A 24,339-nucleotide genomic window follows, 5' to 3' on the forward strand; every position below is an offset into this window, starting at 1 on the left:
TATTATTGTGTGGGCATGCTATTGCGCCGAAAGACCAATGGCCAGTGCCACTTAAGCGGTGCTTCTCAAGCCAGTCCCGCTGCTCTATGGTGCCGCCAGCCGAACGGAGGAAACCAATGAAGAAGACGATTGCCAGGCTCGCGGGCGCGCTGCTCGCGCTGATGCTGACCACCTCGCTTGCCGCAGCGCAAAGCAAGGTCACGATCGCGATCGGCGGCGGCTCCTGCCTGTGCTATTTGCCGACAGTGCTGGCCAAGCAGCTCGGCGAGTACGAGAAGGCCGGCCTCAATGTCGACCTGGTCGACCTCAAGGGCGGCTCGGATGCGCTCAAGGCCGTGCTGGGCGGCAGCGCCGACGTGGTTTCCGGCTATTTCGACCATTGCGTCAACCTGGCCGCCAAGAAGCAGGAGCTGCAGGCTTTCGTGGTCTATGACCGCTATCCCGGCCTCGTGCTGGTGGTCGCCCCCTCGCATACGGGCGACATCAAGTCGATCAAGGACCTCGCCGGCAAGAAGGTCGGCGTCAGCGCGCCCGGCTCGTCCACCGACTTCTTCCTGAAGTATCTCCTGAAGAAGAACGGGCTCGATCCGGCCGGCACTGCCGTGATCGGCGTCGGTCTCGGGGCCACGGCGGTGGCTGCGATGGAGCAGGGGCAGATCGACGCCGCGGTGATGCTCGACCCCTCCGTCACCGTGCTTCAGGGCAGCCACAAGGATTTGCGCATCCTCAGCGACACCCGTACGCAGAAGGACACACTCGAGACCTTCGGCGGCGAATATCCGGGTGGCGCGCTGTACTCGACCGTGGCCTGGATCAATGGACACGAGAAGGAAACGCAGGCGCTGACCAACGCAATGCTGGCCACGATCGCCTGGATCCATTCGCATTCGCCCGAGGATATCATGGCCAAGATGCCAGATGAGATGGTGGGCAAGAACAAGGATCTCTATCTCGCTGCGCTGAAGAACACGATCCCGATGTTCTCCGAGACCGGCAAGATGGATCCGAAGGGCGCCGACGCCGTGCTCGCCGTGTTCAGCATCGGCTCGCCCGAGGTGGCGAACGCCAAGATCGACGTCAGCAAGACTTTTACCAACAAGTTTGTCGACCAAGCCAAGAAGACCACGGGGAGCGCCAAATAACTGACGCGAAGACTTGGTAATCAGGCGTCATGACGTCACTGACCATTCATCGCGTTACGACGCTAGACCTTGCCGTGCGCCCCGTCGTTTGGCCGTTCGCCGAGGAGCGACGCACGGCGATCGAGGCGCATTTCGCCGAGCAACAGCGCGCGCGGCCGAAAATCTGGAACGGCCGGGTGCTGCTCGGTCGCGATGCCGTCTTCACCGACGGTCATCTCGCTGCGACTTATTTCGAGACGGATTTCGCGAGCTTCCTGGCCTGGCGCGACTGGGGCTTTCCCGATCCGGCCGTGTTCAATGGGTTCGGCATGGGCGCGCTCCGTACCTCCGATGGCGCCTTCGTGATGGGCGAGATGGCACATCACACCGCCAATGCCGGACGCATCTACTTCGCGTCGGGGACGCCCGACCTCGACGATGTCAGGGACGGCGCGCTCGACATTCCCGGCAGTGTTGTCCGCGAGCTCGAGGAGGAGACCGGCCTGCTGCCGGTCGATTATTCCGCGGAGGCGGATTGGCACTGCGTCGTCACCGGTAGCGCACTTGCGATGATCCAGATCCTCAACCTGGATATGCCCGGTGAGGCGGCTCGCGCGCGGATCGAAGCCAATCTGGCTCGCCAGGACGAGCCGGAGCTTTCGGCGATCCATCTCGTGCGCGGAATGGATGATCTCACGCCGACTATGCCGCGATTTGTCACGGCCTTCATCGCGCAGCAGTTCGCCTCGCGCTGACGCGCGAGACTTGACATCGCGCGGTCCAGCCCATGTGATGGGCGAAAGCAAAACAAAAAACTGCAATGCACAATCGTCCAGGGAGGTTTAGATGCGCCTGCGCATGGCTGCCCGATTGGTACGTGGGCTGTTGATCGCGACTGCAGCGATGGGCTCGACCGTTTCGGTCCATGCCCAAGACAAGGCCCAAGACAAAGCTCAAGACAAGAAGATCAAGATCGGCGTCATTTTCGACCTGACCGGCCCGCTCGCGGGCGGCGGCTCCGAGCTCGAATATCTCGGCACCAAGATCATCCTCGATCATTTCAGCAAGACCGGCGTCGAAGGCTACAAGGTCGAGGCGGTTTATGCCGATGCGCAGAGTAAGCCCGACATCGCCATCAACGAATCCGTTCGCCTGCTCGAGCAGGAGAAGGTCGACATGGTGCTCGGCTTCTTCTCCTCGGCGCAATGTGTGCCGGTCGCAGCCCGCGTCGAACAGCTCAAGAAGTTCATGTGGATGACGACCTGTATCTCGTCCGCCGTGTTTGCCGACAAGAACTACAAATACGTGTTCCGTCCGCAGGCGAGCGGCGACCAGTTCGGCGCGATGACGATGGATTTCATCGCGCAGAACGCGAAAGAGAAGCTGGGCAAGGAGCCGAAGGATCTCCGTGTCGCCATCATCCACGAGGACGGCGCCTATGGCGTCGACGTCTCCAAGGGCAATGAGGCCGGCGCGAGGAAGGCTGGCTTCAACATCGTGCTGAAGGAAGGCTATTCGGCCACCGCACCGGATCTCTCCGCGCTGGTGACCAAGCTGAAGCGGGCCAAGCCCGATGTGATTTTCCACACCGGCTACAACCCTGATATCACGCTGCTGCTGCGCCAGGCCCGCGAGCAGGGCCTGAAGTTTGCGGCTCTCGTCGGTCATGGCGCCGGCTACGGCGTCTATGAGAAATTGAAGGAAGGGATGGGCGCCGACGCGAACTACATCTTCAACACGGATCCGATCTCGATCTGGCTCGCCAACCAGAAGACCATGAATCCGAAGCTCGCGCCTGTCATCAAGATGGTCGGCGAGGAGTTCGACAGGATCAGGCCCGGCGTCGCCATCCGCTCCGCCCATGTCGGTATCGGCGCGTCCAACACCTACGTCTTCATGGATGACGTCCTGCCGCGTGCGATAAAGAAGTATGGCGGCGTCGATCCCGAGGCGTTGCGCAAGGCGGCGCTCGACACCGACATCCCCGAGGGGGGCACCATGCTCGGCTTCGGCGTCAAGTTCTACGGCGAGGGCACGCCGATGGCGGGGCAGAATGAGCGCTCGTTCCCGGTCGTAATCCAGTACATCGACGACAAATCCTCGGTGGTGTGGCCCAAGAGCCAGGCGCAGCGCGAAGCGGTGCTGCCGCTGCCGAAGGGCACCACCTACAGCAACCAATAGCGACGGGAGCGGGGCGGTGCTGGAGGTCAGCGGGCTGGTGAAGCGGTTCGGCGGCTTCACCGCCGTCAACAACGTGTCCTTCAAGGTCGATCGGGGCGAGATCCTCGGCCTGATCGGTCCCAACGGCTCGGGTAAGAGCACGATCTTCAACATGCTCTCCGGCACGCTGGCGCCAAGCTCGGGATCGATCCTGTTCGATGGCTCGGAGATCGCAGGCCTTGCGCCGCACCGGATCATCAACCGCGGCATCGGCCGCACCTTCCAGATTCCGCGGCCGTTCCGCCGCCTCACCATTTTCGAGAACGTCGCGCTTGCGGGCTTCTACGGCCAGGGCCGTCATAGTCGCGTCAAGGCGGAGGAGGCGGCCGAACGTGCGCTCGCAATGGTCGGCCTCCCGACCGATCGCCACGCCAGTGTCGATGGCCTCGGCGCGGCCGGCTTGAAGAAGCTCGAGCTGGCAAAAGCGCTCGCGACCGCGCCCAAGCTTCTTCTTGCTGATGAAAGCCTCGGCGGTCTCGACGAGTCCGAGATGGACCAGGCGGCCGACATGCTGCGCAATATCCGCGACGAACTCGGCATCACCATCATCTGGGTCGAGCACATTATGGGCGTCCTGATGCGCGTCGTCGACCGCGTCATGGTGCTCGACCATGGCGAGAAGATCTCGGAAGGTTTGCCGAGTGCGGTGGCCGGCGATCCGCGCGTGATCGAGGTTTATCTCGGCACCGATGCCGAGACCACGCAGGCTGCGGCCGCCGAAGCACGCCGCCGCGCGGGAGGCCAATGATGTTGGAGCTCAGATCGGTCAACGCCGGCTATGGCACCTTCCAGGCGCTGTTCGAGGTCAATCTCGACGTCAAGGCCGGTGAGGCCGTCGGCGTCATCGGACCGAACGGCGCCGGTAAGACCACGCTGATGCGCGTCATCTCCGGTCTGATCCGTCCCGCGCACGGCTCGATCGCCATGGAGGGCGTCGACGTCCTGACGGCGCCATCGCACAAGATCGTCAGCCTCGGGATTGCGCATGTGCCGGAGAACCGGCGGCTGTTTCCGCAGCTCTCGGTCGACGACAATCTCAAGATGGGCGCTTTCATGAAGGAAGCGCGTGCCCACTATGCCGAACGGCTGGAGGTCGTGTTCGACCTGTTTCCGCGCCTGAAGGAGCGCCGCCACCAGATGGCCGGCACCATGTCCGGCGGCGAGCAGCAGATGTGCGCGATCGGCCGCGCATTGATGTCGAATCCAAAGCTTCTGCTGCTCGACGAGCCCTCGGCCGGACTGGCGCCGGTCGTGGTGCAGCAGGTGTTCGAGTTGGTGAAGCGGATCCGCAGCCGCGGGCTGACGGTGCTGATCGTCGAGCAGAACGTGCAGCAGGTGCTGCGCGTGGTCGACCGGGCCTATCTGATCGAGGCCGGCACCATCCGCGCCTCCGGCACCTCGGCCGAGATGCTGGCGAGCGACACGGTCAAGGAAGCGTATCTCGGGGTGTGAGGGGCATATGCAGGCGTTCCTGGACATTTTCGACATCTACCTGCTGGAGGCCGTGATCAACGGCATCCTGCTCGGCGGCGTGCTGGCGCTGCTCGCGCTCGGACTGAACTTGATCTTCGGCGTCATCGACGTGACCTGGATCTGCTACGCCGAGCTCGTGATGATCGGCATGTACGCCATGTATTTCTTGGTGCAGTACTACGGCGTCAGCTATTTCATCGCTGCACCACTGACCATTCTGCTCGTCGCGATCCTCGGCGCGCTATTGCATTACCTCGTGATCGCGCCGCTGCTCACCGCGCCGCCGATCAACCAGCTGCTCGCGACCGGCGGCGTGCTGTTCGTACTGCAGAGCTTTGCCACCGTTGCCTTCGGCATCGACTTCCGCAATCTCGGCATCCGCCTGCCCGTGCTCGCCTTCGGCGACATGAATTTCAGCTACGCGCGACTTCTGTCGTTCCTGGCGGCGCTGGTGGGCATGGTCGCGGTCTATCTGTTCATGACCCGGACCTTCACCGGCACCGCGATCCGCGCGATCTCGCAGGACCGGCAGATCATGGCGCTGATGGGCGTCGACACCAAACGCATCTATCTCATCACCTCCGCGCTCGGCGGCGCCCTTGCCGGGCTCGCCGCCTGTCTCCTGGTGCTGCAATACGACGTGCATCCCTTTGTCGGTCTTTCCTTCGGGCCGATCACCTTCCTGATCTGCGTGCTCGGGGGCCTCGGCAATTTCATTGGCGGCTTCATCGCCGCCTTCGTATTCGCCGAGATCATCTCGCTTGGCGGCCTGTTCTCCGATCTCGAATGGGGCTACGTGCTCGCCTTCGCCTTCTTCATCGTCATGATGTTCATCCGGCCCGCGGGCCTGCTCGCGAGGCGCCGATGACAGGCCGGCATATGGCATGGGGGATAGGATTGGCGGCGCTGGCCGCGCTGCCTTTCGTCTATCGCGATCCCTATCATCTGCACATTCTGGTGCTGATCCTGATCTGGTCGTTCGCCTACACGTCGTGGTCGATGATGGGGCGGTTCGGCCTGGTCTCGCTCGGGCATGGCGGTTTTATGGGGATCGGTGCCTATGTCACCGCGCTGCTGTGGAATCACCTCGGCCTGTCACCCTGGATCGGCATTCCCATCAGCATGATCGCAGCCGGCGCGCTGGCGCTGATCGTCGGCTATCCCTGCTTCCGCTTCCGTATCACCGGGCACTATTTCGTGCTGGTGACGCTGGCCCTGTCAGGCATCGTGCTTCAGGTCATCACGGCGACGCGCGACTACACCGGAGGCTCGCTCGGCTACACGCCGAACCGCGCCTCGGGCAACAAGCTGCTGGCGCTGCAATTCGACGACAAGACCACGTGGTACCTGATCGCGCTCGCGGTCTGGCTCGGCGGCATCGTGGTCTGGCATCTGATCGATCGCAGCATGAGCCGCCACGCGCTCGAGGCGATCTCGGAAGACGAGGACGCGGCCGCAGCCGCCGGCGTCGATGTTACCGCGGAGAAGCTCAAGATCACGCTGATCAGCGCCGTGATGACGGCCTTGGCGGGCGCCGTCTATTGCCAGTACCAGATGTTCATCACGCCCGACACCGTCTCCGGCATCGCGGTGTCGCTGCAGATGGTGTTCGCGGCCATCGTCGGCGGCCTGTTCGTCTCGCTTGGCCCGACCGTTGGTGCCGTCATCACCATCCTGCTCGCGGAAACCTTGCGCATCGGCTTCGGCACCAAGGCGGTCGGCTGGGACAACCTCGTCTACGGCGTGCTGCTGGTGCTTTTCATCATATTCCTTCCCAAGGGCATCCTTGGTAGCCTGCTCGACCGATTGAAGCCGCAACGCAAGGTGCCCCGCGCTCATGAGCAAAAAGCCGTCCAAATCGCTCGCCCAGGAACTTGACCGCTACATCACGCCATTCCGGCATGACGGATCCGGCAAGTTCCACCTGAAGAATTACAAGACCAACGAGAAGAGCGATCTGGACAAGGAGACGGCGCAGCAGATTCTGGACGCGAACAAGAAGCGTCTCGTCGAATTTCAGGAGAAGCTCTACGCCCAGGACCGCTGGTCGGTGCTGATCGTGTTCCAGGCCATGGATGCCGGTGGCAAGGACAGTGCGATCAAGGCGATCTTCGAGGGCATCAATCCGCAGGGCTGCGAGGTGTCGGCTTTCAAGGCGCCGAGCAGCATAGAGCTCGACCACGATTTCCTCTGGCGTCATGTCGTCGCGTTGCCGGCGCGCGGTCATATCGGCATCTTCAACCGCTCCCATTACGAGGAATGCCTGGTGACGCGCGTGCATCCGGAGCTCCTTGCCAAGGAGAAGCTGCCGCCAAGGCTGGTCACCAAGAATATCTGGAAGGAGCGGTTCGAGGACATCAGCGCTTTCGAGCGCTATCTCTGCCGCAACGGCACCGTCGTGCTGAAGTTCTTCCTCAATCTCTCCAAGGAGGAGCAGCGTCAGCGCTTCCTCGACCGGCTGGAGCAGCCGGCCAAGCAGTGGAAATTCTCCATGGACGACATCAAGGAGCGCGCGCTGTGGCCGCGCTACCAGGCGGTCTATCAGGACATCGTGCGCCATACCGCGACGCCCCACGCGCCCTGGTATGTCGTGCCGGCCGACCACAAATGGTTCGCCCGCGTCGTGATCGGCTCCGTCATCATCGCGGAGCTGGAAAAGCTGGACCTGCGCTTTCCCCGCGCCGACAAGGCCTCGCTGGCCGAGTTCGACGACGTGCGCAAGGCGCTGGAGAAGGAAGGGAAGGGGGACAAGAAGCGGGCGAAACCAAAAACGCGAAAACAACCCCATGCACAGTAGCCGACGACAGCGGAATCAACAGTCGGGTGCGGTTATTCGGATTTATAGCAATTTGCTTGACCCGTCGGGCAAAACAGGGGCATGATGTCATCATCCCGACAAAGCTCTCGTAGAGTGGGGAAAGCGACTTGTCCGGCGTAGCTCGAAGAGCGAAGACGGAAGCGTGCCCACCTTCTTTACCCGAGAGAGGTGGTGGGCACGGCGCAAGTGCGCCTTTGCCCCCTGCGAGTTCGGTGCAAGGCGTCAGTAGCCCCGGCCCCACCAGTAGCAGAAGCGCTCGACATTGGCGGGCAGGCTCGCCTCGTAATTCGCCCATTTCTCGTATTTCGGCAGCTTCACTTCCTTCATCGCGGTATCGAAGCATTTGCCGGCATCGGCCGCTTTCTTCACTTCGGCGGAGAGATCCTCCATGTAGGCGATGTCGTCCTGGACATCCTTCTTGGTGCCGAGCCGGCCGCCGGCATTGGGATGACCGGGGATCATCCGCTCCCAGTCGAGCGAGGCCAGCTTCTTCAGCGAGGCGATATATTCCAGCGGTGAGGCATTGTCGGGAATGTTGCGGAACTGGACGGATTCGATCGGAGCAAAGTCGACCACGAAGACGAGCTTCTCCTTCGGCAGCCGCATCACCAGCGAATTGTCGGAATGGTTGCGGCCGACATAGTCGAGCTCCAGCGTGGTGCCGCCGAGCGTGATGGTCTTCTTGTCGTCGACCACCTGGTCGGGCATCACGACGTCGGCGAGCAGCGCATTCTGCTTCTTCAGCTCGAGCAGCCGCTCCTTGGTGCGGCGATGCGCGATGAAGGTGGCGCCGAGATCCTTGAACGGCTGGCCGCCGGCGATGTGGTCGTAATGGTGGTGGCTGTAGATGACGTATTTGATCGGCTGGTCGGTGACGGCCTTGATCGCGTCGATATAGGGTTTGGCGGGACGCAGATACGAGATCGGGTCGGTCGCGATTACGCCCTTTGGCGTCACCACGAACATCGATTGATGCCCGCCGTAGCGGAAGATGTAGACGTTGTCGGTGCCGTCGACTTTCCTGGTCGAGGTCTGCGGTGGGCTCTGCGCGGCAACTGAGCCAAGTCCGGCGACGAGGGCCGCGAGCACGGCGATGCAAATTGATTTCTTCATTTGTGGCTTTCCGGCGAAAGATCGGACTACGAAGAAGGATACCCTAGCAGCACAAACGCCGGCGAATGGCGATTATTCCGAGCGCGAAAGGTTGCTGTTCGGCTATTCGAGGACCTCATCGGCGGCAGCCATGATCAGCGAAGGCAATTCGATACCGAAGGCTTTCGCCGTCTTGAGGTTGACGATCAGCTCGAACCTGGTCGGCTGCTCAACCGGCAGGTCAGCCGGACGGGCGCCTTTCAGGATCTTGTCGATCAACTCGGCAGCGCGGCGGTAATTGGCCGTTTGGCTGAATCCATAAGCCAGCAGCCCGCCCGAACGGGCGTAGTCGGCCAAGCCCGTCATGGTGGGAAGACGCAACCGCCGCGCTTGCTCCACGACTGCCTCGCGGAGGGTGGCTGCCAGCGGGTCTTCAACAATCATGAGACTGGTGGCGCCTCTCAGCACGAGCCGATCCATCTGGTCCGGCGTGAATTGGTCGGCTCGCCTGACCTGCAGGAGTTCGAGCTGGACGCCCCGCTGCTCCGCGGCCGTCTCGAGCTGCTTGAGAGAGAGCGCGCTGTACGGTGTGTCCGGATTCAGCAGCACACCGACAATGCGCTGCCCGGGGACACAGCCGAGCAAAAATTCGAGCTGCTTGCTCTTGAACTCGGTGGACTGCCCACTCATGCCCGTCAGGTTGCCGCCTGGACGCGCGAGGCTTTGCACGAGGCCGGCGCCGATCGGGTCGCCGACGGTCGCGAACACGATCGGAATCCTGTCGGTGGCAGCCTTCAGCGCCTTCGGTGCAAGTGTGCCCCAGCCTGCGACGAGCACGTCCGGCCCGTCGCGCACGAGCTCCTCCGCGATCGTAGCGAGGCGTCCAGGCTCGCCGTCCGCGGAGCGATGAATGAAAGTGAGATTCTTACCCTCAATGTAGCCTAGATCCCGCAAAGGTCCCTTGATCAGGTCGGCGCGTTCGCTGGAATCCAGTGTCAGTAACGCGATGCGATACTGCCTCGCTTCGGCGTGCAGGTCAGGCGGACGAACAGCAGCTGTGAGAATTGCGAGTGCGACGAATTCGCGCCGGTGCATGGGGACCGAAAAATCAATCAATGAATAGATGGGCAGCCTAGCGTTGCCCCCGGTTCCCTGTCAAAGTGCCAAGTGCCGCCTTCACATTTGTCGACTGCGCCCGTGATCCCGCTTGACAGTCTTATGTCACGGGAGGACCATGCCTTTGGTCGCAAACAAGCGACGCGTCCACCTCATGAGCAAGGGGAGGTCTATGACTCCACCTCCGCAAATCCAGCCGCGTTAAGTGCGATGGAGTTCGTTCGGACTATCGCATAGCGGCAGAAACCGCGAACGGCACGCCGGGTTAAGGTTTAGTGGGCTGCATCAGCAAGGCATAGCCCCTACCTGCCCGGCGCTGTGCATTTTGGGCCGGCTGCAACCAAGCCTTCTTCTGCGTGCACGCTCTTGCGCCGTCAGCTCCTGAGCGGTTCCACGCATGCCTGTATTGCGGAAATGCCAAGACAATGTCGTCGCATTGGCAAACTTCCGACACAGGCTCGGGGCGAATAACGCCCATCCGGCATGACGCAGTGCTTCGCGCGGTCACGATTCCGCCGGCGCATTTCATTTATTTTGGGGAATCCGCGTGTCGCATAAGCTTGCCTCGGCGCTTCTCGCCGCCTTCTTTCTTGCCGTCTCGTCTCTCTCCGTCGCCCGCGCCGAGCCGGCTGCGCCAGCCGTCAATAACGCGACCACACTGTCGCCTGACGAAGCCAGGCGCGCGCTGGAGACGCTTCAGGACGACAAGAAGCGCGGACAGATGATCGATACGTTGCGCGCGATCGCCAATGCGTCCGGTCCCGAGCTGCCTGCGCCCGAACAGAAGTCACCGATCCCGCTGTCGGCTGACGGTCTCGGCGCGCAGCTTCTGCTTACGGTGTCAGAGGAGATCGGCGAGATCTCGCGCGACGTCGCCGACATGGCGCGGACGCTCACGCATTTTTCGGCGTTCTACTACTGGATTGTGCGGACCGCCAATGATCCTGACGCCTATAATCTGCTGATCGAGATCGCCTGGAAGCTGGCGCTGGTGTTCGGTAGCGCGCTCGCGGCCGAATGGGTGATTGTGCGTCTGATCCGGCGTCCGGTCGCTTTCCTCGAGGGGCGCATGCCGCAGACCGCACGACTGCCGGCGCAGGCGTTGCCCATTGCCGATCCGCCCTCATCGGTCGCCGATGTCACCCCCGAACCCGAATTGCACAAGCGGCGGCACAGCCTCGCACGCGTCTGGCAGCTGCTGCTGCGGCTGCCCTTCGTACTGGGACGGTTGCTGTTCGAACTGCTTCCGGTGGTCGCTTTCGTTGGTCTCGCGACCGCGCTGCTCGGAACGGAAATCGGCGAGCCCGCCACGGTTCGTCTCGTGATCCTCGCAGTGGTCAACGCCTATGCGTTCTCGCGCGGGCTCATTTGTGTGGTCCGCGCATTGGCCGGGCCGTTCGGTCTGTTTCCGGTGCGCGCCGAGACCGCGGCCTATGTCGAGATCTGGGCGCGCCGCATCGTCGGCGTCGCTGTGACAGGCATCGCCTTCGCCAATGTGGCGCTGTTGCTCGGCCTGCACCGCGCCGGTTACGCAGCGCTCATCCGCATGGTGATGCTGGTCGTTCATCTCTTCGTCGTCGTCATCATCCTGCAGTGCCGTCGCCAGGTCGCCGATGCCATCCGCGCGCCGGCGGACCGGCAGGGCATCGCTGCGCGACTGCGCAACCGCATCGCCGGCGGCTGGCATTATCTCGCCATCGCACTCGATCTCGCGCTATGGGCGGTCTGGGCGCTGAATATCCGCAATGGCTATTCGCTGCTGCTGCAATATTTCGTCGGCACCATCGTGGTGGTGCTGGTCACGCGGGTTGCCATCATGGTGACGCTGAGCCTGATCGACCGCGGCTTCCGCATCCAGCCGGAGATCCTCCATCGCTTTCCCGGACTGGAGATCCGCGCCAATCGCTATCTGCCGCTGCTGCGCAAGATCGTGTCCGGCGTGATCGCCTTTGTCGGCTTCGTCGCCGTGCTCGAGGTCTGGGGCGTCGATGCCATCGTCTGGTTCTATGGCGGCCAGATCGGCAGCAGGCTGCTGTCGGCGGTGGCGACGATCGGCGTCGCCGTCATCATCGCGGCGGCAATCTGGGAAGCCAGCAATGCGCTCCTGGACCGGCAGATCAACACGCTGTCCCGCGATGGACATTATGCCCGCGCGGCACGCTTGCGCACCTTCCAGCCGATGCTCCGCACGGCACTTCTGTGCCTGATCGCGACCGTCGTCGGCCTCACGGCGCTGAGCGAAATCGGCGTCAATGTCGCGCCGCTGCTCGCAGGCGCCGGCATCGTCGGCATCGCCATCGGCTTCGGCTCGCAGAAGCTGGTGCAGGATCTCATCACCGGCCTGTTCCTGCTGCTGGAGAACACGGTCCAGGTCGGCGACACCGTCAGCGTGTCGGGGCTATCGGGCGTGGTCGAGAATGTTTCGATCCGCACCATTCGCCTGCGCGCCGGCGACGGCGCCGTGCACATCGTGCCGTTCAGCGCGGTGACGACCATCACCAATGCCAGCCGCGGTGCCGGCAATGCCTCGGTCAGTGTCAACGTCGCCTACAAGGAAGACACCGACCGCGCCGGCCAGATCCTCAAGGACATCGTCGAGGAGATGCGCCGCGAGACGGAATTCCGCGCATTGATCCGAGGCGATCTCGAGCTCTGGGGCATCGACAAGGTCGACGGTGCGATGGTGTCGATCGTCGGCCAGATCCGCTGCACCGAGGCTGGCCGCTGGCCGGTCCAGCGCGAGTTCAACCGCCGCATGAAGCAGCGCTTCCAGCAGAACGGCATCGAGGTCGCATCCGCGACCCAGACCATTTTGATGCATGTCGCTCCGCCGGCAGATCACGCCGCAAATCTCACGCCGCGGCGGGCGGCCGGGTAGCGACCCGGTCAACTTACCGCTTGCCACCGCACACTCGGCAGCGTTCACTCGCCCTGCAGTCCGCTGATGACATGCGGGCGACAAGAAGCTCGGGAGAGGCTGATGCGGGGGCTGTGGGGCGCGTTGCGCGGTCATGTGATCGTCATTTACGCGTTAGTCGGATGCGTGGCGTGGATCGCACCCGGCCATGCTCAACCATTCCCATCGCGTCCCATGACCTTGGTGGTCCCGTTCGCGGCCGGCGGACCGACCGATACGCTGGCGCGGATCCTGTCGGAGCGGATCGCGGCCGAACTGCACGCGACGATCGTGGTCGAGAACGTCGCCGGTGCCTCCGGCAGCATCGCGGGCGCTCGCGTCGCACGCGCAACGCCTGACGGCACCACCATCACCATCGGCCATTGGGGCACGCATGTGCTCAACGGCGCGATCTTCAAGCTGCCCTATGATTTGCTCGCCGATTTCGAGCCGGTTGCGCTGGTCGCGATGGGGACCCAGCTGATCGTGGGCCGGAAGTCGCTCGAGGCCAATAACCTGAAAGAGCTGATTGCGTGGCTGAAGGCCAATCCTGGCAAGGCGACTGCGGGGACCGCTGGCGCCGGCACCGGAGCGCATGTCGCCGGCGTCTTCTTCAAGGAAAAGACCAGCACCGACTTCCAGTTCGTGCCCTATCGCGGCGCGGGGCCCGCCATGATCGATCTCGTCGCTGGACAGATCGACATCATGTTCGACCAGGCCTCGAACTCGCTGCCGCAATACAAGAATGGTGCGATCAAGGCGTTCGCGGTGACATCGCCGACGCGGCTCCCGTCTGCGCCCGATATTCCGACGGTCGATGAGGCCGGCCTGCCTGGTCTCTACATCTCCTACTGGCACGGCATCTGGGCGCCGAAGGCCACGCCGAAGGAGATCATCACAAAGCTCAACGCGGCCATCGTCTCGGCGCTTGCCGATCCCTCGGTCAAGCGGCGCTTTGCCGAACTGGGCCAGGAGATCCCGCCGGTCGATCAACAATCGCCTGCGGCGCTAGGCGCTTTCCAGAGGGCCGAGACCGAGAAATGGTGGCCGGTTGTGAAGGCTGCGGATATCAAGCCGGAATAGCGCTATCGCCGCATATTGCTTTCTCATCCTGACGGATTGTGAGGTTTTCTGGTCATTCCGGAGCGCGCGTCAGCGCGAGCTACGGTGCGCAATTGCGCACCGTAGCTCGCGACTTCGTCGCGCCCCGGAATGACGCTAATGGGAGCGCAGGCTGCTCCTAGCCCTCATCATGAGGTGCAAGAGCGGCCGCGTTAACCTTTGTGTCGTGCGCCGCTGCGGATCGTTCGCGAAAACCTCGCTGCGGTGCGAGATCACAATCACCCCACGCGTCGCTCGGTCCTTGATCTCAGCTGAGCGCTGACCGACAATGTTTGCGGTTCAATGTGAAGCTCTTGGGGGAATTCGTGAATAGACCTGCCCGGGTCGTTGCCCAATCGACATCATCCGATTCTGCGCATGGCATGACGCTGCTGCGCGATCCCTTGCTGAACAAGGGCACCGCCTTCACCGAGACGGAGCGCGCCGCGCTCGGTCTGCGAGGCCTGCTGCCGCCTTGTGTGCTGACGATCGAGACGCAGGTCGATCGCGTGCTGACCAATTTGCGCGCACTGCCGACCGACCTTGAAAAATACGTCGCACTGAATGCGCTGCATGACCGCAACGAAGCACTGTTCTTCCGCGTCGTCGTCGACAATATCGACGAGATCCAGCCGATCATCTACACGCCGACGGTCGGGCTCGCCTGCCAGAAATACGGCCTGATCTTCCAGCGCCCGCGCGGCATGTTCATTTCCTCGCGCGATCGCGGCCAGATCGCCGAGATCCTGAAGAACTGGCCCTATCCGGCCAAGCTGATCGTCGTCACCGACGGTGAGCGCATCCTGGGGCTCGGCGATCTCGGCGCCAACGGCATGGGTATCCCCGTCGGCAAGCTGTCGCTCTATTCGGCCTGCGCCGGCGTGCATCCCGAGCAATGCCTGCCTGTTGTGCTCGATGTCGGTACCAACAATGAAGAGCTGTTGAACGATCCCTATTATCTCGGCTTGCGCGAGCGACGGCTCACGGGCGAAGCCTATGACAGCTTCGTCGACGAGTTCATGACCGCCGCGCGAAAGACCTTTCCCGGTGTGCTGATCCAGTTCGAAGACTTCGCCAATCATTCCGCGTTCAAGCTGCTGCATAAATACCGGGATGAAGCTTGTGTCTTCAACGACGACATCCAGGGCACCGCGGCGGTCGCGCTCGCCGGCCTGTTCTCGGCGTTGCGGGTGAACGGTGGCAAGCTCCGGGACCAGCGCATCCTGTTTCTCGGTGCAGGCGAGGCGGCGACCGGCATCGCCGATCTCGTGGTCTCCGCCATGATGGCCGAGGGCGCAACCGAGGCCGAGGCGCTCCGACGCAACTGGCTGGTGGATTCGCGTGGCCTCGTCGTCAGCGGCCGCGACGGCCTCTCCGGCCACAAGCTCCGCTATGCCCACTCCGATCAGGCGCCGATCGCCGACTTCCTCACCGCGATCAAGACCCTCAAGCCGACGGCGATCATCGGCGTGGCCGCGGTCGGCGGTGCCTTCACGCCTGACGTGCTCAAGGCGATGGCCGAGCTCAACGAGCAGCCGATCGTATTCGCGCTATCCAACCCGACCTCCAAGGCTGAATGCTCGGCGGAGGATGCCTATCGCTACACCGAGGGCCGCGCGCTGTTCGCCTGCGGCAGTCCCTATGATCCGGTGAAGCTCAACGGCCGGACCTTCGTGCCGCGCCAGGGCAACAACTCCTACATCTTCCCCGGCGTCGGCCTCGGCATCATCGCCAGCGGCTCGCGGCTCGTGACGGACGAGATGTTCATGGCGGCTGCCCATACGCTGGCCAATTGCGTCGGCAAGGAGGACCTGGATCAAGGCAGTCTCTATCCGGCGCTGCCCCGCATCCGCGAGGTCTCGGCTCTCATTGCGGCCGCCGTCGCAGACGTCGCCTTTCAGCGCGGGCTCGCCGGCGGAGCCGCGCCCAACGACGTCAAGGGCCTGGTCCAGTCGCACATGTACGAGCCGAAGTACTGAGGTCGACAGTTCGGTCCGAACTTGCGGAGGCAGCCCCTCACCCCACCCTCTCCCCGTCAGAACGGGGCGAGGGAGTGAGAGAGCGGCGCCTCCTGACGTTGGATGATCTACCAGATTGTTCGCGGTGACGCTTCTTAACCTCTCCCCGCTCTCTGCGGGGAGAGGTCGGATTGCCTCGGCGATGCGAAGCATCGTCCGGGGCAGTCCGGGTGAGGGGCAAGGCACGCTCTTCGCCAGATCGAAGGCCTGTCCGACTTGCGGCGCCCAATGAGGCCTGCACGGCGAGACCATTCCGGCCGGAATCGCAATTGTCTGCCGTTGCCTGATGTGCGACGCTCTGTAACGTTACAAGAAACCCAAGACGCTAGGTAAGTCACCATGGACGATCGTTTGCCCGACCTGGGCGACCTCGAGCACGAGGTCATGCAATTGGTATGGGCCCACGGGCCGGTGACGGCCGAAATCGTGCGCGAGCGTCTGTCGCGGCGTCTGAAGGAATCGACGGTGCGGACGGTGCTGCGCCGGCTGGAGGAAAAGGGCTATGCTCGCCACACCGTGGATGGGCGTACCTACGTCTACCACGCTGCGGAAGAGCGCGCCCGCGTTGCCGCCAAGGCGGTGCAGCGCATCGTCGACTGGTTCTGCAACGGCTCGATGGAGGAGGTCCTCGTCGGCATGGTGGACAATGCGATGCTCGACCAGCAGCAATTGCGTGCGCTGGCCGACCAGGTGGCCAAGGCGAAGAAGGCGAGGGGAGTGAAAAAAGAATGATCGCAGCTCTGGCTGAGGCGGCGTTACGCTCCTTCGCGCTGGGAGGCGTCGTCTGGTTCGGTCTCACTTTGTTGCGCGTGCGCAATCCGCACGTCCACATGACGGCGTGGATCGTCGTGCTGCTGGCGTCGCTGGCGATGCCGTTCGTGATGCATTGGCCGACGCTCACCATCCACCGGTTGCCTTTGTCCGTGCCGGCAGCCGATGACGTCTGGCCGGCCGACGTCCCGATGCTGGACCGGCCGCAGCCATCCCTGCCGATCGCGCCTGGTGCCGCCATCGCGCCGATCGTGAAGCACGGTGTCTCGATCGACTGGTGGATGGTCGCCACCACCGTCTATGCCTGCGTCGCCGGCCTGCTGCTGATGCGGCTGGCGATCGGCCTCTGCCTGACCTGGCGCCTGGCGCGCGCGGCGAAGCCGGTGAAGAGCCGTGAGATGATCGATGCCGATGTGCGAGTCAGCCGCGACGTCGGCGGTCCCGTCACTTTCGGCTCGATCATCCTGGTGCCGCCGCAGTTTTTCTGCTGGGATGCGAAGAAGCGGCTCGCGGTGCTCGCGCATGAGGGCGCGCATGTCGCCAATGGCGATTTCTACGTCCTCCTGCTTGCCTCGCTCAACCGCGTCGTGTTCTGGTTCAGCCCGTTCGCCTGGTGGCAGTTTGCGCGTCTTGCGGAGCTCGCCGAGATCATCAGCGACGCCCGCGCAATCGAGATGATCGACGACCGGCTGTCCTATGCCGAGATCCTGCTCGACGTCGCGGCTACCGTGAAGCCGCGGCCGATGGAGCTTGCGATGGCGCAGGTTTCGACCGTGCGCGCGCGGGTCGAGCGCATCATCACGGCCGCCGCCATGCCCGTGGCGGTCGGCTGGCGCAAGCGGCTGTGGATCGCGGCCGCGATCGCGCCTGTGGTGATCGTGTCGGCGGGCATGATCGCCTATCGCACGCCGGATCCCGTGCCTGCCGGTGCAGATCTCGGCCAAGTGCCTGCCGAGCACTACCATCCGTTCGTCAATTTCTACGCCATGGGTCCGACGTCGGTGTTCGCCATCTTCCGCGAGGGCGACGAGCTCTACGGACAACTCACCGGACAGCGCAGGCTGCGGATGACCGTCGCGAGCGACGGCACGGCGTCCTACGCGGCGTCGTTCGGCGAGATCACGTTCCCGATCGACGCGGAACGTCGCTCGTCCGAGTTGATACTGCACATGAACGGCCGCGATGTCCGTGCTGTTCGCGTCGCCGAGATGCCGACGCCGGCCACGGATCCGGTCGCGCTCGATCACTATGTCGGCTGGTACAGGGTCGCGCCGAACCGCGTGCTCACGGTGCGGCGCGACGGCGATCGCTTGCAGGTGCAGGAGACCGGGCGGGGGCGATCGCCGGTCCTTGCCGAGGGCAACGATGCCTTCTCCGTCCGCGGCGATCATCTCCTGATCTTCCTGCGCGACGAGCAGGCCAGCGTCTCGCGTGTGCTGCTCCAGAACGCGACATCCGGCGCTCGCCTGGCGCAGCGGATTGATGCGGCGCAGGCCCAGGCGATCGAGGCCGACTTCGCCCGGCGCCTGGCGGAAGTCCCCGATCGGTTCAGGGAGCAGGTCCCGGCTGCGGGCAGCAAGGAGATGATTCTGACGGGAATCGAGGATATGCGTCGCGGCACGCCGAACTATGATCGCATGAGCGCGCCGCTCGCCGCCAACATCCACCGTCGCCTCGACGAATTGCGCGCGACGTTTGCAGCGCTCGGCGCGGTCGAGTCGATCTTTTTCCGCGGCGTCGGGCCCGGCGGCTATGACATCTACGGCGCCAAGTTCGAGAACGGCACGGCGGAATTCCGCCTGCTGCTCGAGCCCGACGGCAAGGCCGGCGACGTGATCTTCCGACCCGACGGCAATGACGAACTCGGCGGCGTCGTCTCCTGCTCGGAGGAAGCGAGCGTGCGCGGCCGCGCCGGCACCTCGCCGATCAGGATCATGCTCTACAACGAGACCGAGGACGACATTCAGGTCTTCAATCTCGACGGGGCCGGCCAGCGCAAGGCGCAGAGCGTCGTCAGGTCAGACATGAGTTGGGTCGCGCTGACCACCGTGAACAGTCCCTGGGTGATTGCCGACAAGTCCGGGAAGTGCATGGAGATCGTGGTGCCGGGGCGCCAGACCCGCTTCCACAACGTCGAGGCCTCGAACCTCGTTGCCCGGCCGGGGCGCGCCGCGCGCCGGGCCGTTCCGATCGCCAATGGCGAGGCGATGCTGCGGCACTACATCGAGGGTATCGGCAAGGGGCAACCCGATTACGACCACATGACGGCCGAGGTCGCCAACATCGCGCGTCAGCAGCTTCCGTTCGATCAGGCCATCCTGGCGCGGCTCGGCGCGCTACGCGCGGTCTCGTTCCGCGGCGTCACCGCACTCGACAGCGACATCTATGTCGCCCAGTTCGCCAACGGTTCGGCGGAATGGCGCATCGGCGTCAGAAACGGGACGATCACCAAGATCGCGCTCGGACCGAATTTCTAGATGGGCGGCGAGTCGGGATAGGGCCGCGATGCCGCCAATCCCGGCTTGCGTCAGCTCGTCGCAAGCGTTACGTTGTGTAACACTACGCGAAGTAACCTGACGCAATCGTTCAGTGCGGCCCTGGGCCCGGAAAGTTCGCGCGGCCCTTCCAGTCGGATCGGGTTCAAGATGTGCACGCTGACGCAACGGGAGCTCGACTTTCTCGCCAGCCTGAAGACCGGCTGGCGGCTGCTCTATCGGCGTGAGTTGATGCGGCTCATCAAGGGCGACGCCGAGGCCGGCGAGGCGCGGCCGGAGACCGGTCCGATGATCTGGCGCGTCGTATCGGGCTGATTTTTCGCTGTTTTGTGTCGATTCAGGACATCTGACTGTGGTGGATTCATCACAGCCGGCGCGAAACGATGGTGGCCGCAAGGCCGCTTTTGTTCAGCCAAGGTTCTGCCCCGATTGCCCACCGAAACTCAGGCGTGTTCGGAGGGCGCATCATGTCTTGCATTGCACGTGCCGAAACGTCCCGGATTTCGCTGGCAACCTCGTCTCGGTTGCTGCTCGCCGTCGTCGGCGCCGCATTGCTTGCGGCGTGTGCGCAATCGCCGGTGGGCCGGCAGAGGGCCGATCTGGCTCCAGCCACAAAGCAGGCCGAGATCGAGCGCCCGCATAAGGTCAAGGTTGCGGCGCTGCATCCGCATCCGATCTTCAGGCCGCACCGGTCCAGCGATACAGCGAGCGCCAAGCCGACCGCCTCGCATGGCGTGGCGAGCTTCTACTCGGACATCGAGACCGCGAGCGGCGAGAGGTTCGACAAGAACGAATTGACCGCAGCTCATCCGACGCTGCCGTTCGGCACCAGGCTGCGCGTCACCGACGTGTCCTCCGGCCGCTTCGTGACCGTCAGGGTCAACGATCGCGGGCCCTTCGTTCGCGGTCGTGTGGTCGACATCTCGCCGTCCGCGGCCGAGGCGCTCGGCATGGTCGACAAGGGCCTCGCCAATGTCCGGCTCGACGTCGTTCAATAGAGCGCGGCTTAACCGGCTGTTAGCGGCTCTCCCGCACCATGGGTGCCCGGCAATTCGCCGCTTTGGGGGAGACGGCGCTTGAACACGATCCAGTATCTCGAAGATCAGGCTGCGCGCGCCGAGCGTCTTGCCAAACGGATCACGGATACGCCGACGATCGAAAAGCTCCTGACCTTCGCCGGCGAACGCCGCCGCGAGATCGAGGTCATCGCCGGCAGGCGGCGCGGCTAATGCCGTCATCTTTGCTCGGGTCGCGACGACCCGATCAGCTGTGGCTCTCGACGAAATCGCTGAGATAGTCGGGCAGCGTCACGCCGTCGATATCGCAGCGGGCCTGGATTTCATCGGCAACATCGGTCGAGATGTCCTTCATCCAGTGCTCGAGCGTGTTGAACGAGATCACCTTGATCGGATCGTTGAAGCAGCCGGCGACGAGCTCGCCGATCGCGGTGTCGAGATCGCTTCGCTCGACGCGAATTTCGGTTGCCTCGTCGAGGCGATCGATCACCACGAACAGGGTCTGGTCGGCGCCGTAGGGCACGACCGCGGATGGTACGCCAGCTTCAAGCATGTGAGTTGCTCACGTCTTTGCTTACGATCTTCCGATCCGCATTAACGGGAAAAACCGGAAGAAGGTTCCTGGCCAGATCACAGGAAGCGCTTAAGACGTTTGTCGGTGGCGTGCGGCGGTGTCCGCCTACAGTCAGAGAAATTCTCTCAAGCGCGCCAGCTCGATGACGTGCTCGGGCGAGAGGATGTCGGTGACCAGCGGCGGCTGCGCCGCCGTGCGGATTTCATAGAGATGCCGGGTCGGCGCGGGCTTCTCCATGAAAGCCGAAATGCAGGCATCGAGCGTGCCCTCGCTCACTTGATAGGGCTCGCGGTCCGGCCGGCGCTGATTTCCGAGTGACGGCCATTTCTGCAGCACGGCGGGCGCGCTGAAATCGACCTTTGATGCGTCTCCCATCGTTCCCGCCTCACGCAAAAAGAACCCTGGCACGCAAAGCCTGCGTGCCAGGGCCATACCCATCGCTGCATCTCAAAGCCACGCCGCGACAACGCGGCGGCCGGGAAAAAGTTCCCGGCCGACGCTTAACTCGCGGCGGCTGCGATCCTGTGCCCTGGGCTCGCATGGCCCTGGCTGGTCTCGTCGCGACTGACCTCCGGCGGAAGGCCGGCAAAGCGCCGCAGGGCCTCGGCCATCTGCATCCGGCCCTGAACGCCGGTGATCACCACGTCGACCATCACAAAGGACGAGTGGAAATGGCCGTGCGCCTTCAACTGCTCGACCGGAACGCCCGTGGCGGCCATCGCTTCCGCATAGGCGACGCCCTCATCGCGCAGCGGATCGAACTCGCAGGTGACGACGAACGCCGGCGGCAGGCCGGCGACGTTACCGCGCAGCGGCGAGACGCGCGGATCGGTGCGGTCGGCCGGCGAGCAGTAGAGGTCCCAGAACCAGTACATCAGCGACCGCGTCAGGAAGTAGCCGATCGCATTGTCGTTGTAGGAGGGCCGATCCAAGGTGCAATCGGTGACCGGGCACACCAGCAGCTGGCCGGCGATCTCGGGCCCGCCGCGGTCGCGCGCGAGCTGGCAGGTGACGGCGGCGATGTTGCCTCCGGCGCTCCACCCCGCGACCATCACCGGGCCCGGCTTGCCGCCGAGCTCCGCCAGATGCTCCGAGATCCAGCGCGTCGCCGCATAGCCGTCCTCGGCCGCGGTGGGGAAGCGATGCTCCGGCGCGTGGCGATAGCCGACGCTGATGAACATCATGCCGGTCCGCCGCACCATGTCGCGGCAGAACGGTTCGTCCGACTGCTCGTCGCCGAGCACCCAGCCGCCGCCGTGGAAATAGACGACCGTCTGATGCGGCCCCGGCGTTGACGGCTTGTAGACGCGATAGGGCAGCGGACCGCCGGCGCCGGGCAGGGTGCCGTCGACGATGTCGCCAATCAGCCGTCCCGCAGGCCGGCCCTTGTTGAACTCGTTGACGAAGGCGCGCGCGCCGGCCGCGCCCATCGACTCGATCGGCGGCAGGTTCAACGAGGCCAGCAGGTTGAGCACCAGCCGCACGTCCGGCTGCAGCCTCACCACCTCGCCGTCATTGCATTGCGCGGCAACGTTCGGGCCCGTCAGCTTGAAGCCGAGCATGCCGCGGCTCGTGACCTCGTCGCAGATGCTGCGATAGGGACCGACGCCGCCGGTATAGGGCATCAGGCCCTGCACCTTGCCCGGCACGTTGGCGCCCGTGTACCAGGTGTTGGCGAGCCGGTGCAGCGTCAGCATCGAGCAGTCGGCCATGTGCCGGCCCCAGCCGGCCTGCGCCGTTGAGGTCGGCTCGATCGTGGTGAAGCCGGCATCGCGCAACTCAGCGAGGCGGTCGACGACCCAGTCGACATGCTGCTCGATCGACACCGCCATGTTCGACAGCACCGACGGGCTGCCGGGTCCGGTGATCATGAAGAAGTTCGGGAAGCCCTCGACCGTGAGGCCGAGATAGCTCTGCGGCCCCTGCGCCCAGACATCGGTGAGCGACTTGCCGCTCCGGCCGGTGATCGGATGCACGGCGCGGATCGCGCCGGTCATGGCGTCGAAGCCGGTCGCGAACACGATGACGTCGACGTCGATGCTGCGCTTAGCCGTCGTGATGCCGCCTGCGGTGATCGCCTTGATCGGCTCCTGCCGCAGGTTGACCAGCGTGACGTTCGGGCGGTTGTAGGTCGCGTAGTAATTGGTGTCGAGGCAGGGACGCTTCGCCCCGAACGGATGATCGTGCGGCATCAACGCTGCCGCCGTCTCCGGATCCTTCACGGCCGCCGAGATCTTCTCGCGAATGAGGTCCTGGACGATCTTGTTGCCGTCGACATCGACGGCCTGGTCGGCCCAAAGCTGCGTCAGGATGTGGACGAGATCGCCCGCCGCCCAGGCACGTTCAAACCGCTCACGACGCTCGGCATCGCCGAGCTGCCAGCTCACGACGGTTTGCTGCGGATAGGGCACGCCGGCCATCGACTGGCGCGCCTGCTCACGATAGGCCGCGCGATCGCTCTGGAACAGGTCCCGGCGATCGGCCGGCGCGGGACCGTTATGCGCGGGCAGCGCGAAATTCGGCGTGCGCTGGAACACGGTGAGATGCGCGGCCTGCTCGGCGATCAGCGGGATCGACTGGATGCCTGACGAGCCTGTCCCGATCACGGCGACGCGTTTTCCCGCGAGGTTGACGCCGTCATGCGGCCAGCGCCCGGTGAAATAGACCTCGCCCTTGAAATCCTTGACACCGTCGATTTCGGGCGGCTTTGGCGCGGAGAGACAGCCGGTGGCCATGATGTAATGGCGGCAGGAGACCGGTGCGCCATTATCAGTGGTGAGCTGCCAGCGCTCGGTCGTCTCGTCCCATTTGGCTTCGGTGACCTTGGTCTTGAAGCGGATGTCACGGCGCAGATCGTAGCGATCCGCGACGAAGCCGAGATAGCGCAGGATCTCGGGCTGCGTTGCGTATTTCTCCGACCAGGTCCAGGCCTTGTCGAGTTCCGGATCGAACGTGTAGCTGTAGTCGATGGTCTGGATATCGCAGCGCGCGCCGGGATAGCGGTTCCAGTACCAGGTGCCGCCGACGTCGCCGGCCTCTTCGAGCCCGACGGCCGACAGGCCCGCCTTGCGCAAGCGATGGAGAAGGTAGAGGCCGGCAAATCCGGCGCCGACCACGGCGACATCGACCTGCTGGGGTGTTCCACTCGCCGCCTTGGAGTCACGTGCGGCGACCATTGCGTCCGGCATGGTATTCCTCCCGTGTCATTTTGTTTTGCCGGCAGGCTAGCCCTGCAGGCTCGGCTTGTCATCAGAGCAGGTGCAATCTTCGGTAGTCCGTTTGCGGCGTCATCGTGGCGGCGCGAACGTTACTTCAATGCACGCATCGCGACGCACAATGGCCGTGATTGCCCGGGGTAATCATGCCCGATCCGGCTGTGTATGCTTGCGGTTACAAGCCACGCGTACCCAGGGCGCCATGACCGAGTTGAGCGAGCGAACCAAAGCCAACATGGACGTCGTCCTGGAGGAGACGTGTCGCCAATTGCCGCATGGCGGCGATCACGACAGCCGCAAGTTCATCGCCGAGCGTCTGATCGAGGCCGCACAGTCCGGCCACTCCACGCTCGGCGAGCTCGGCATCATCGCGCGACGTGCGCTGGCGGAGATCATAGCCAAGGGCAATTAAC

22 protein-coding genes are annotated in these 24,339 nt (G+C 63.9%); 17 read left to right on the top strand and 5 right to left on the bottom strand.

Annotation, left to right across the window (positions count from 1 at the left end; genetic code table 11):
- Positions 1-116: 116 nt before the first annotated feature.
- The 8 genes from JQ587_RS12015 (at position 117) to JQ587_RS12050 (ending at position 7,611) form a co-directional block, all read left to right on the top strand.
- Positions 117-1,142, top strand: a complete 1,026-nt coding sequence (locus JQ587_RS12015; protein ID WP_212425425.1) for an ABC transporter substrate-binding protein — start codon at positions 117-119, stop codon at positions 1,140-1,142.
- 29 nt (positions 1,143-1,171) lie between these two features.
- A complete protein-coding gene (locus tag JQ587_RS12020; RefSeq protein WP_212298805.1) occupies positions 1,172-1,876 on the top strand; it encodes an NUDIX hydrolase in 705 nt (234 codons plus the stop codon).
- Positions 1,877-1,967: 91 nt separating this feature from the next.
- Complete coding sequence (locus JQ587_RS12025) at positions 1,968-3,302, top strand: ABC transporter substrate-binding protein (RefSeq protein WP_212425426.1); 1,335 nt, start codon at positions 1,968-1,970, stop codon at positions 3,300-3,302.
- A gap of 16 nt (positions 3,303-3,318) precedes the next feature.
- Complete coding sequence (locus JQ587_RS12030) at positions 3,319-4,089, top strand: ABC transporter ATP-binding protein (protein ID WP_212298803.1); 771 nt, start codon at positions 3,319-3,321, stop codon at positions 4,087-4,089.
- Positions 4,089-4,793, top strand: coding sequence for an ABC transporter ATP-binding protein (locus tag JQ587_RS12035; protein WP_212425427.1), 705 nt, complete (start codon positions 4,089-4,091; stop codon positions 4,791-4,793). The genes JQ587_RS12030 and JQ587_RS12035 overlap by 1 nt, the downstream gene beginning before the upstream one ends.
- Positions 4,794-4,800: 7 nt before the next feature.
- Positions 4,801-5,682: a branched-chain amino acid ABC transporter permease gene (locus tag JQ587_RS12040; protein ID WP_212298801.1), complete on the top strand. Its 882-nt coding sequence runs from the start codon at positions 4,801-4,803 to the stop codon at positions 5,680-5,682.
- Positions 5,679-6,692 (top strand): branched-chain amino acid ABC transporter permease, encoded by a 1,014-nt coding sequence (locus tag JQ587_RS12045; protein ID WP_212425428.1) that lies wholly within the window; start codon positions 5,679-5,681, stop codon positions 6,690-6,692. The genes JQ587_RS12040 and JQ587_RS12045 overlap by 4 nt, the downstream gene beginning before the upstream one ends.
- A complete protein-coding gene (locus JQ587_RS12050) occupies positions 6,652-7,611 on the top strand; it encodes a polyphosphate kinase 2 family protein (RefSeq protein WP_212425429.1) in 960 nt (319 codons plus the stop codon). The genes JQ587_RS12045 and JQ587_RS12050 overlap by 41 nt, the downstream gene beginning before the upstream one ends.
- A gap of 243 nt (positions 7,612-7,854) precedes the next feature.
- Here the strand turns inward: JQ587_RS12050 and JQ587_RS12055 are convergent, their stop codons facing one another.
- Both JQ587_RS12055 and JQ587_RS12060 read right to left on the bottom strand, forming a co-directional pair.
- Entirely contained in the window at positions 7,855-8,745 is an 891-nt protein-coding gene (locus JQ587_RS12055; protein WP_212425430.1) for an MBL fold metallo-hydrolase, read from the bottom strand.
- Between the two features lie 102 nt (positions 8,746-8,847).
- Positions 8,848-9,819 carry an ABC transporter substrate-binding protein gene (locus tag JQ587_RS12060; protein WP_212425431.1) on the bottom strand — a complete coding sequence of 324 codons (972 nt, stop codon included), beginning with the start codon at positions 9,817-9,819 and terminating at the stop codon, positions 8,848-8,850.
- A gap of 568 nt (positions 9,820-10,387) precedes the next feature.
- On the opposite strand from JQ587_RS12060, the gene JQ587_RS12065 reads away from it, so the two are divergent.
- The 8 genes from JQ587_RS12065 (at position 10,388) to JQ587_RS12100 (ending at position 20,350) form a co-directional block, all read left to right on the top strand.
- Positions 10,388-12,718 carry a mechanosensitive ion channel domain-containing protein gene (locus JQ587_RS12065; RefSeq protein WP_212425432.1) on the top strand — a complete coding sequence of 777 codons (2,331 nt, stop codon included), beginning with the start codon at positions 10,388-10,390 and terminating at the stop codon, positions 12,716-12,718.
- Positions 12,719-12,820: 102 nt separating this feature from the next.
- The gene (locus JQ587_RS12070) at positions 12,821-13,819 is read left to right on the top strand and encodes a tripartite tricarboxylate transporter substrate-binding protein (RefSeq protein WP_212425433.1); all 999 of its coding nucleotides are present in this window, start codon (positions 12,821-12,823) and stop codon (positions 13,817-13,819) included.
- A gap of 344 nt (positions 13,820-14,163) precedes the next feature.
- A complete protein-coding gene (locus tag JQ587_RS12075) occupies positions 14,164-15,816 on the top strand; it encodes an NAD-dependent malic enzyme (RefSeq protein ID WP_212425434.1) in 1,653 nt (550 codons plus the stop codon).
- 378 nt (positions 15,817-16,194) lie between these two features.
- Positions 16,195-16,587 carry a BlaI/MecI/CopY family transcriptional regulator gene (locus JQ587_RS12080; protein WP_148753097.1) on the top strand — a complete coding sequence of 131 codons (393 nt, stop codon included), beginning with the start codon at positions 16,195-16,197 and terminating at the stop codon, positions 16,585-16,587.
- Complete coding sequence (locus tag JQ587_RS12085) at positions 16,584-19,103, top strand: M56 family metallopeptidase (RefSeq protein ID WP_212298793.1); 2,520 nt, start codon at positions 16,584-16,586, stop codon at positions 19,101-19,103. The genes JQ587_RS12080 and JQ587_RS12085 overlap by 4 nt, the downstream gene beginning before the upstream one ends.
- Positions 19,104-19,271: 168 nt before the next feature.
- Positions 19,272-19,436, top strand: coding sequence for a hypothetical protein (locus tag JQ587_RS12090; protein WP_212298792.1), 165 nt, complete (start codon positions 19,272-19,274; stop codon positions 19,434-19,436).
- 152 nt (positions 19,437-19,588) lie between these two features.
- Positions 19,589-20,119 (top strand): septal ring lytic transglycosylase RlpA family protein, encoded by a 531-nt coding sequence (locus tag JQ587_RS12095; RefSeq protein ID WP_212425435.1) that lies wholly within the window; start codon positions 19,589-19,591, stop codon positions 20,117-20,119.
- A 78-nt stretch (positions 20,120-20,197) separates the two neighbouring features.
- Positions 20,198-20,350 (top strand): hypothetical protein, encoded by a 153-nt coding sequence (locus JQ587_RS12100; protein ID WP_212298790.1) that lies wholly within the window; start codon positions 20,198-20,200, stop codon positions 20,348-20,350.
- A 34-nt stretch (positions 20,351-20,384) separates the two neighbouring features.
- On the opposite strand, the gene JQ587_RS12105 is transcribed toward JQ587_RS12100, so the two are convergent.
- From JQ587_RS12105 to JQ587_RS12115, 3 genes are all read right to left on the bottom strand, one after another.
- Complete coding sequence (locus JQ587_RS12105) at positions 20,385-20,690, bottom strand: hypothetical protein (protein WP_212298789.1); 306 nt, start codon at positions 20,688-20,690, stop codon at positions 20,385-20,387.
- A gap of 132 nt (positions 20,691-20,822) precedes the next feature.
- Positions 20,823-21,086: a hypothetical protein gene (locus JQ587_RS12110; RefSeq protein WP_212425436.1), complete on the bottom strand. Its 264-nt coding sequence runs from the start codon at positions 21,084-21,086 to the stop codon at positions 20,823-20,825.
- Positions 21,087-21,211: 125 nt separating this feature from the next.
- Complete coding sequence (locus tag JQ587_RS12115) at positions 21,212-23,899, bottom strand: flavin-containing monooxygenase (protein WP_212425437.1); 2,688 nt, start codon at positions 23,897-23,899, stop codon at positions 21,212-21,214.
- 229 nt (positions 23,900-24,128) lie between these two features.
- Between JQ587_RS12115 and JQ587_RS12120 the strand changes: the two genes are divergently transcribed.
- A complete protein-coding gene (locus tag JQ587_RS12120; protein WP_212425438.1) occupies positions 24,129-24,338 on the top strand; it encodes a hypothetical protein in 210 nt (69 codons plus the stop codon).
- Position 24,339: the final 1 nt, after the last annotated feature.

Origin of the sequence: Bradyrhizobium manausense, from assembly GCF_018130615.1 — a bacterium.
Taxonomy (GTDB): domain Bacteria; phylum Pseudomonadota; class Alphaproteobacteria; order Rhizobiales; family Xanthobacteraceae; genus Bradyrhizobium; species Bradyrhizobium manausense_A.

Coding starts and splice junctions, on each gene's coding strand:
- JQ587_RS12015 (WP_212425425.1), top strand. CDS start 117: ATGAAGAAGACGATTGCCAGGCTCGCGGGCGCGCTGCTCGCGCTGATG.
- JQ587_RS12020 (WP_212298805.1), top strand. CDS start 1,172: ATGACGTCACTGACCATTCATCGCGTTACGACGCTAGACCTTGCCGTG.
- JQ587_RS12025 (WP_212425426.1), top strand. CDS start 1,968: ATGCGCCTGCGCATGGCTGCCCGATTGGTACGTGGGCTGTTGATCGCG.
- JQ587_RS12035 (WP_212425427.1), top strand. CDS start 4,089: ATGTTGGAGCTCAGATCGGTCAACGCCGGCTATGGCACCTTCCAGGCG.
- JQ587_RS12040 (WP_212298801.1), top strand. CDS start 4,801: ATGCAGGCGTTCCTGGACATTTTCGACATCTACCTGCTGGAGGCCGTG.
- JQ587_RS12045 (WP_212425428.1), top strand. CDS start 5,679: ATGACAGGCCGGCATATGGCATGGGGGATAGGATTGGCGGCGCTGGCC.
- JQ587_RS12050 (WP_212425429.1), top strand. CDS start 6,652: ATGAGCAAAAAGCCGTCCAAATCGCTCGCCCAGGAACTTGACCGCTAC.
- JQ587_RS12055 (WP_212425430.1), bottom strand. CDS start 8,745: ATGAAGAAATCAATTTGCATCGCCGTGCTCGCGGCCCTCGTCGCCGGA.
- JQ587_RS12060 (WP_212425431.1), bottom strand. CDS start 9,819: ATGCACCGGCGCGAATTCGTCGCACTCGCAATTCTCACAGCTGCTGTT.
- JQ587_RS12070 (WP_212425433.1), top strand. CDS start 12,821: ATGCGGGGGCTGTGGGGCGCGTTGCGCGGTCATGTGATCGTCATTTAC.
- JQ587_RS12080 (WP_148753097.1), top strand. CDS start 16,195: ATGGACGATCGTTTGCCCGACCTGGGCGACCTCGAGCACGAGGTCATG.
- JQ587_RS12085 (WP_212298793.1), top strand. CDS start 16,584: ATGATCGCAGCTCTGGCTGAGGCGGCGTTACGCTCCTTCGCGCTGGGA.
- JQ587_RS12090 (WP_212298792.1), top strand. CDS start 19,272: ATGTGCACGCTGACGCAACGGGAGCTCGACTTTCTCGCCAGCCTGAAG.
- JQ587_RS12095 (WP_212425435.1), top strand. CDS start 19,589: ATGTCTTGCATTGCACGTGCCGAAACGTCCCGGATTTCGCTGGCAACC.
- JQ587_RS12105 (WP_212298789.1), bottom strand. CDS start 20,690: ATGCTTGAAGCTGGCGTACCATCCGCGGTCGTGCCCTACGGCGCCGAC.
- JQ587_RS12110 (WP_212425436.1), bottom strand. CDS start 21,086: ATGGGAGACGCATCAAAGGTCGATTTCAGCGCGCCCGCCGTGCTGCAG.
- JQ587_RS12115 (WP_212425437.1), bottom strand. CDS start 23,899: ATGCCGGACGCAATGGTCGCCGCACGTGACTCCAAGGCGGCGAGTGGA.
- JQ587_RS12120 (WP_212425438.1), top strand. CDS start 24,129: ATGACCGAGTTGAGCGAGCGAACCAAAGCCAACATGGACGTCGTCCTG.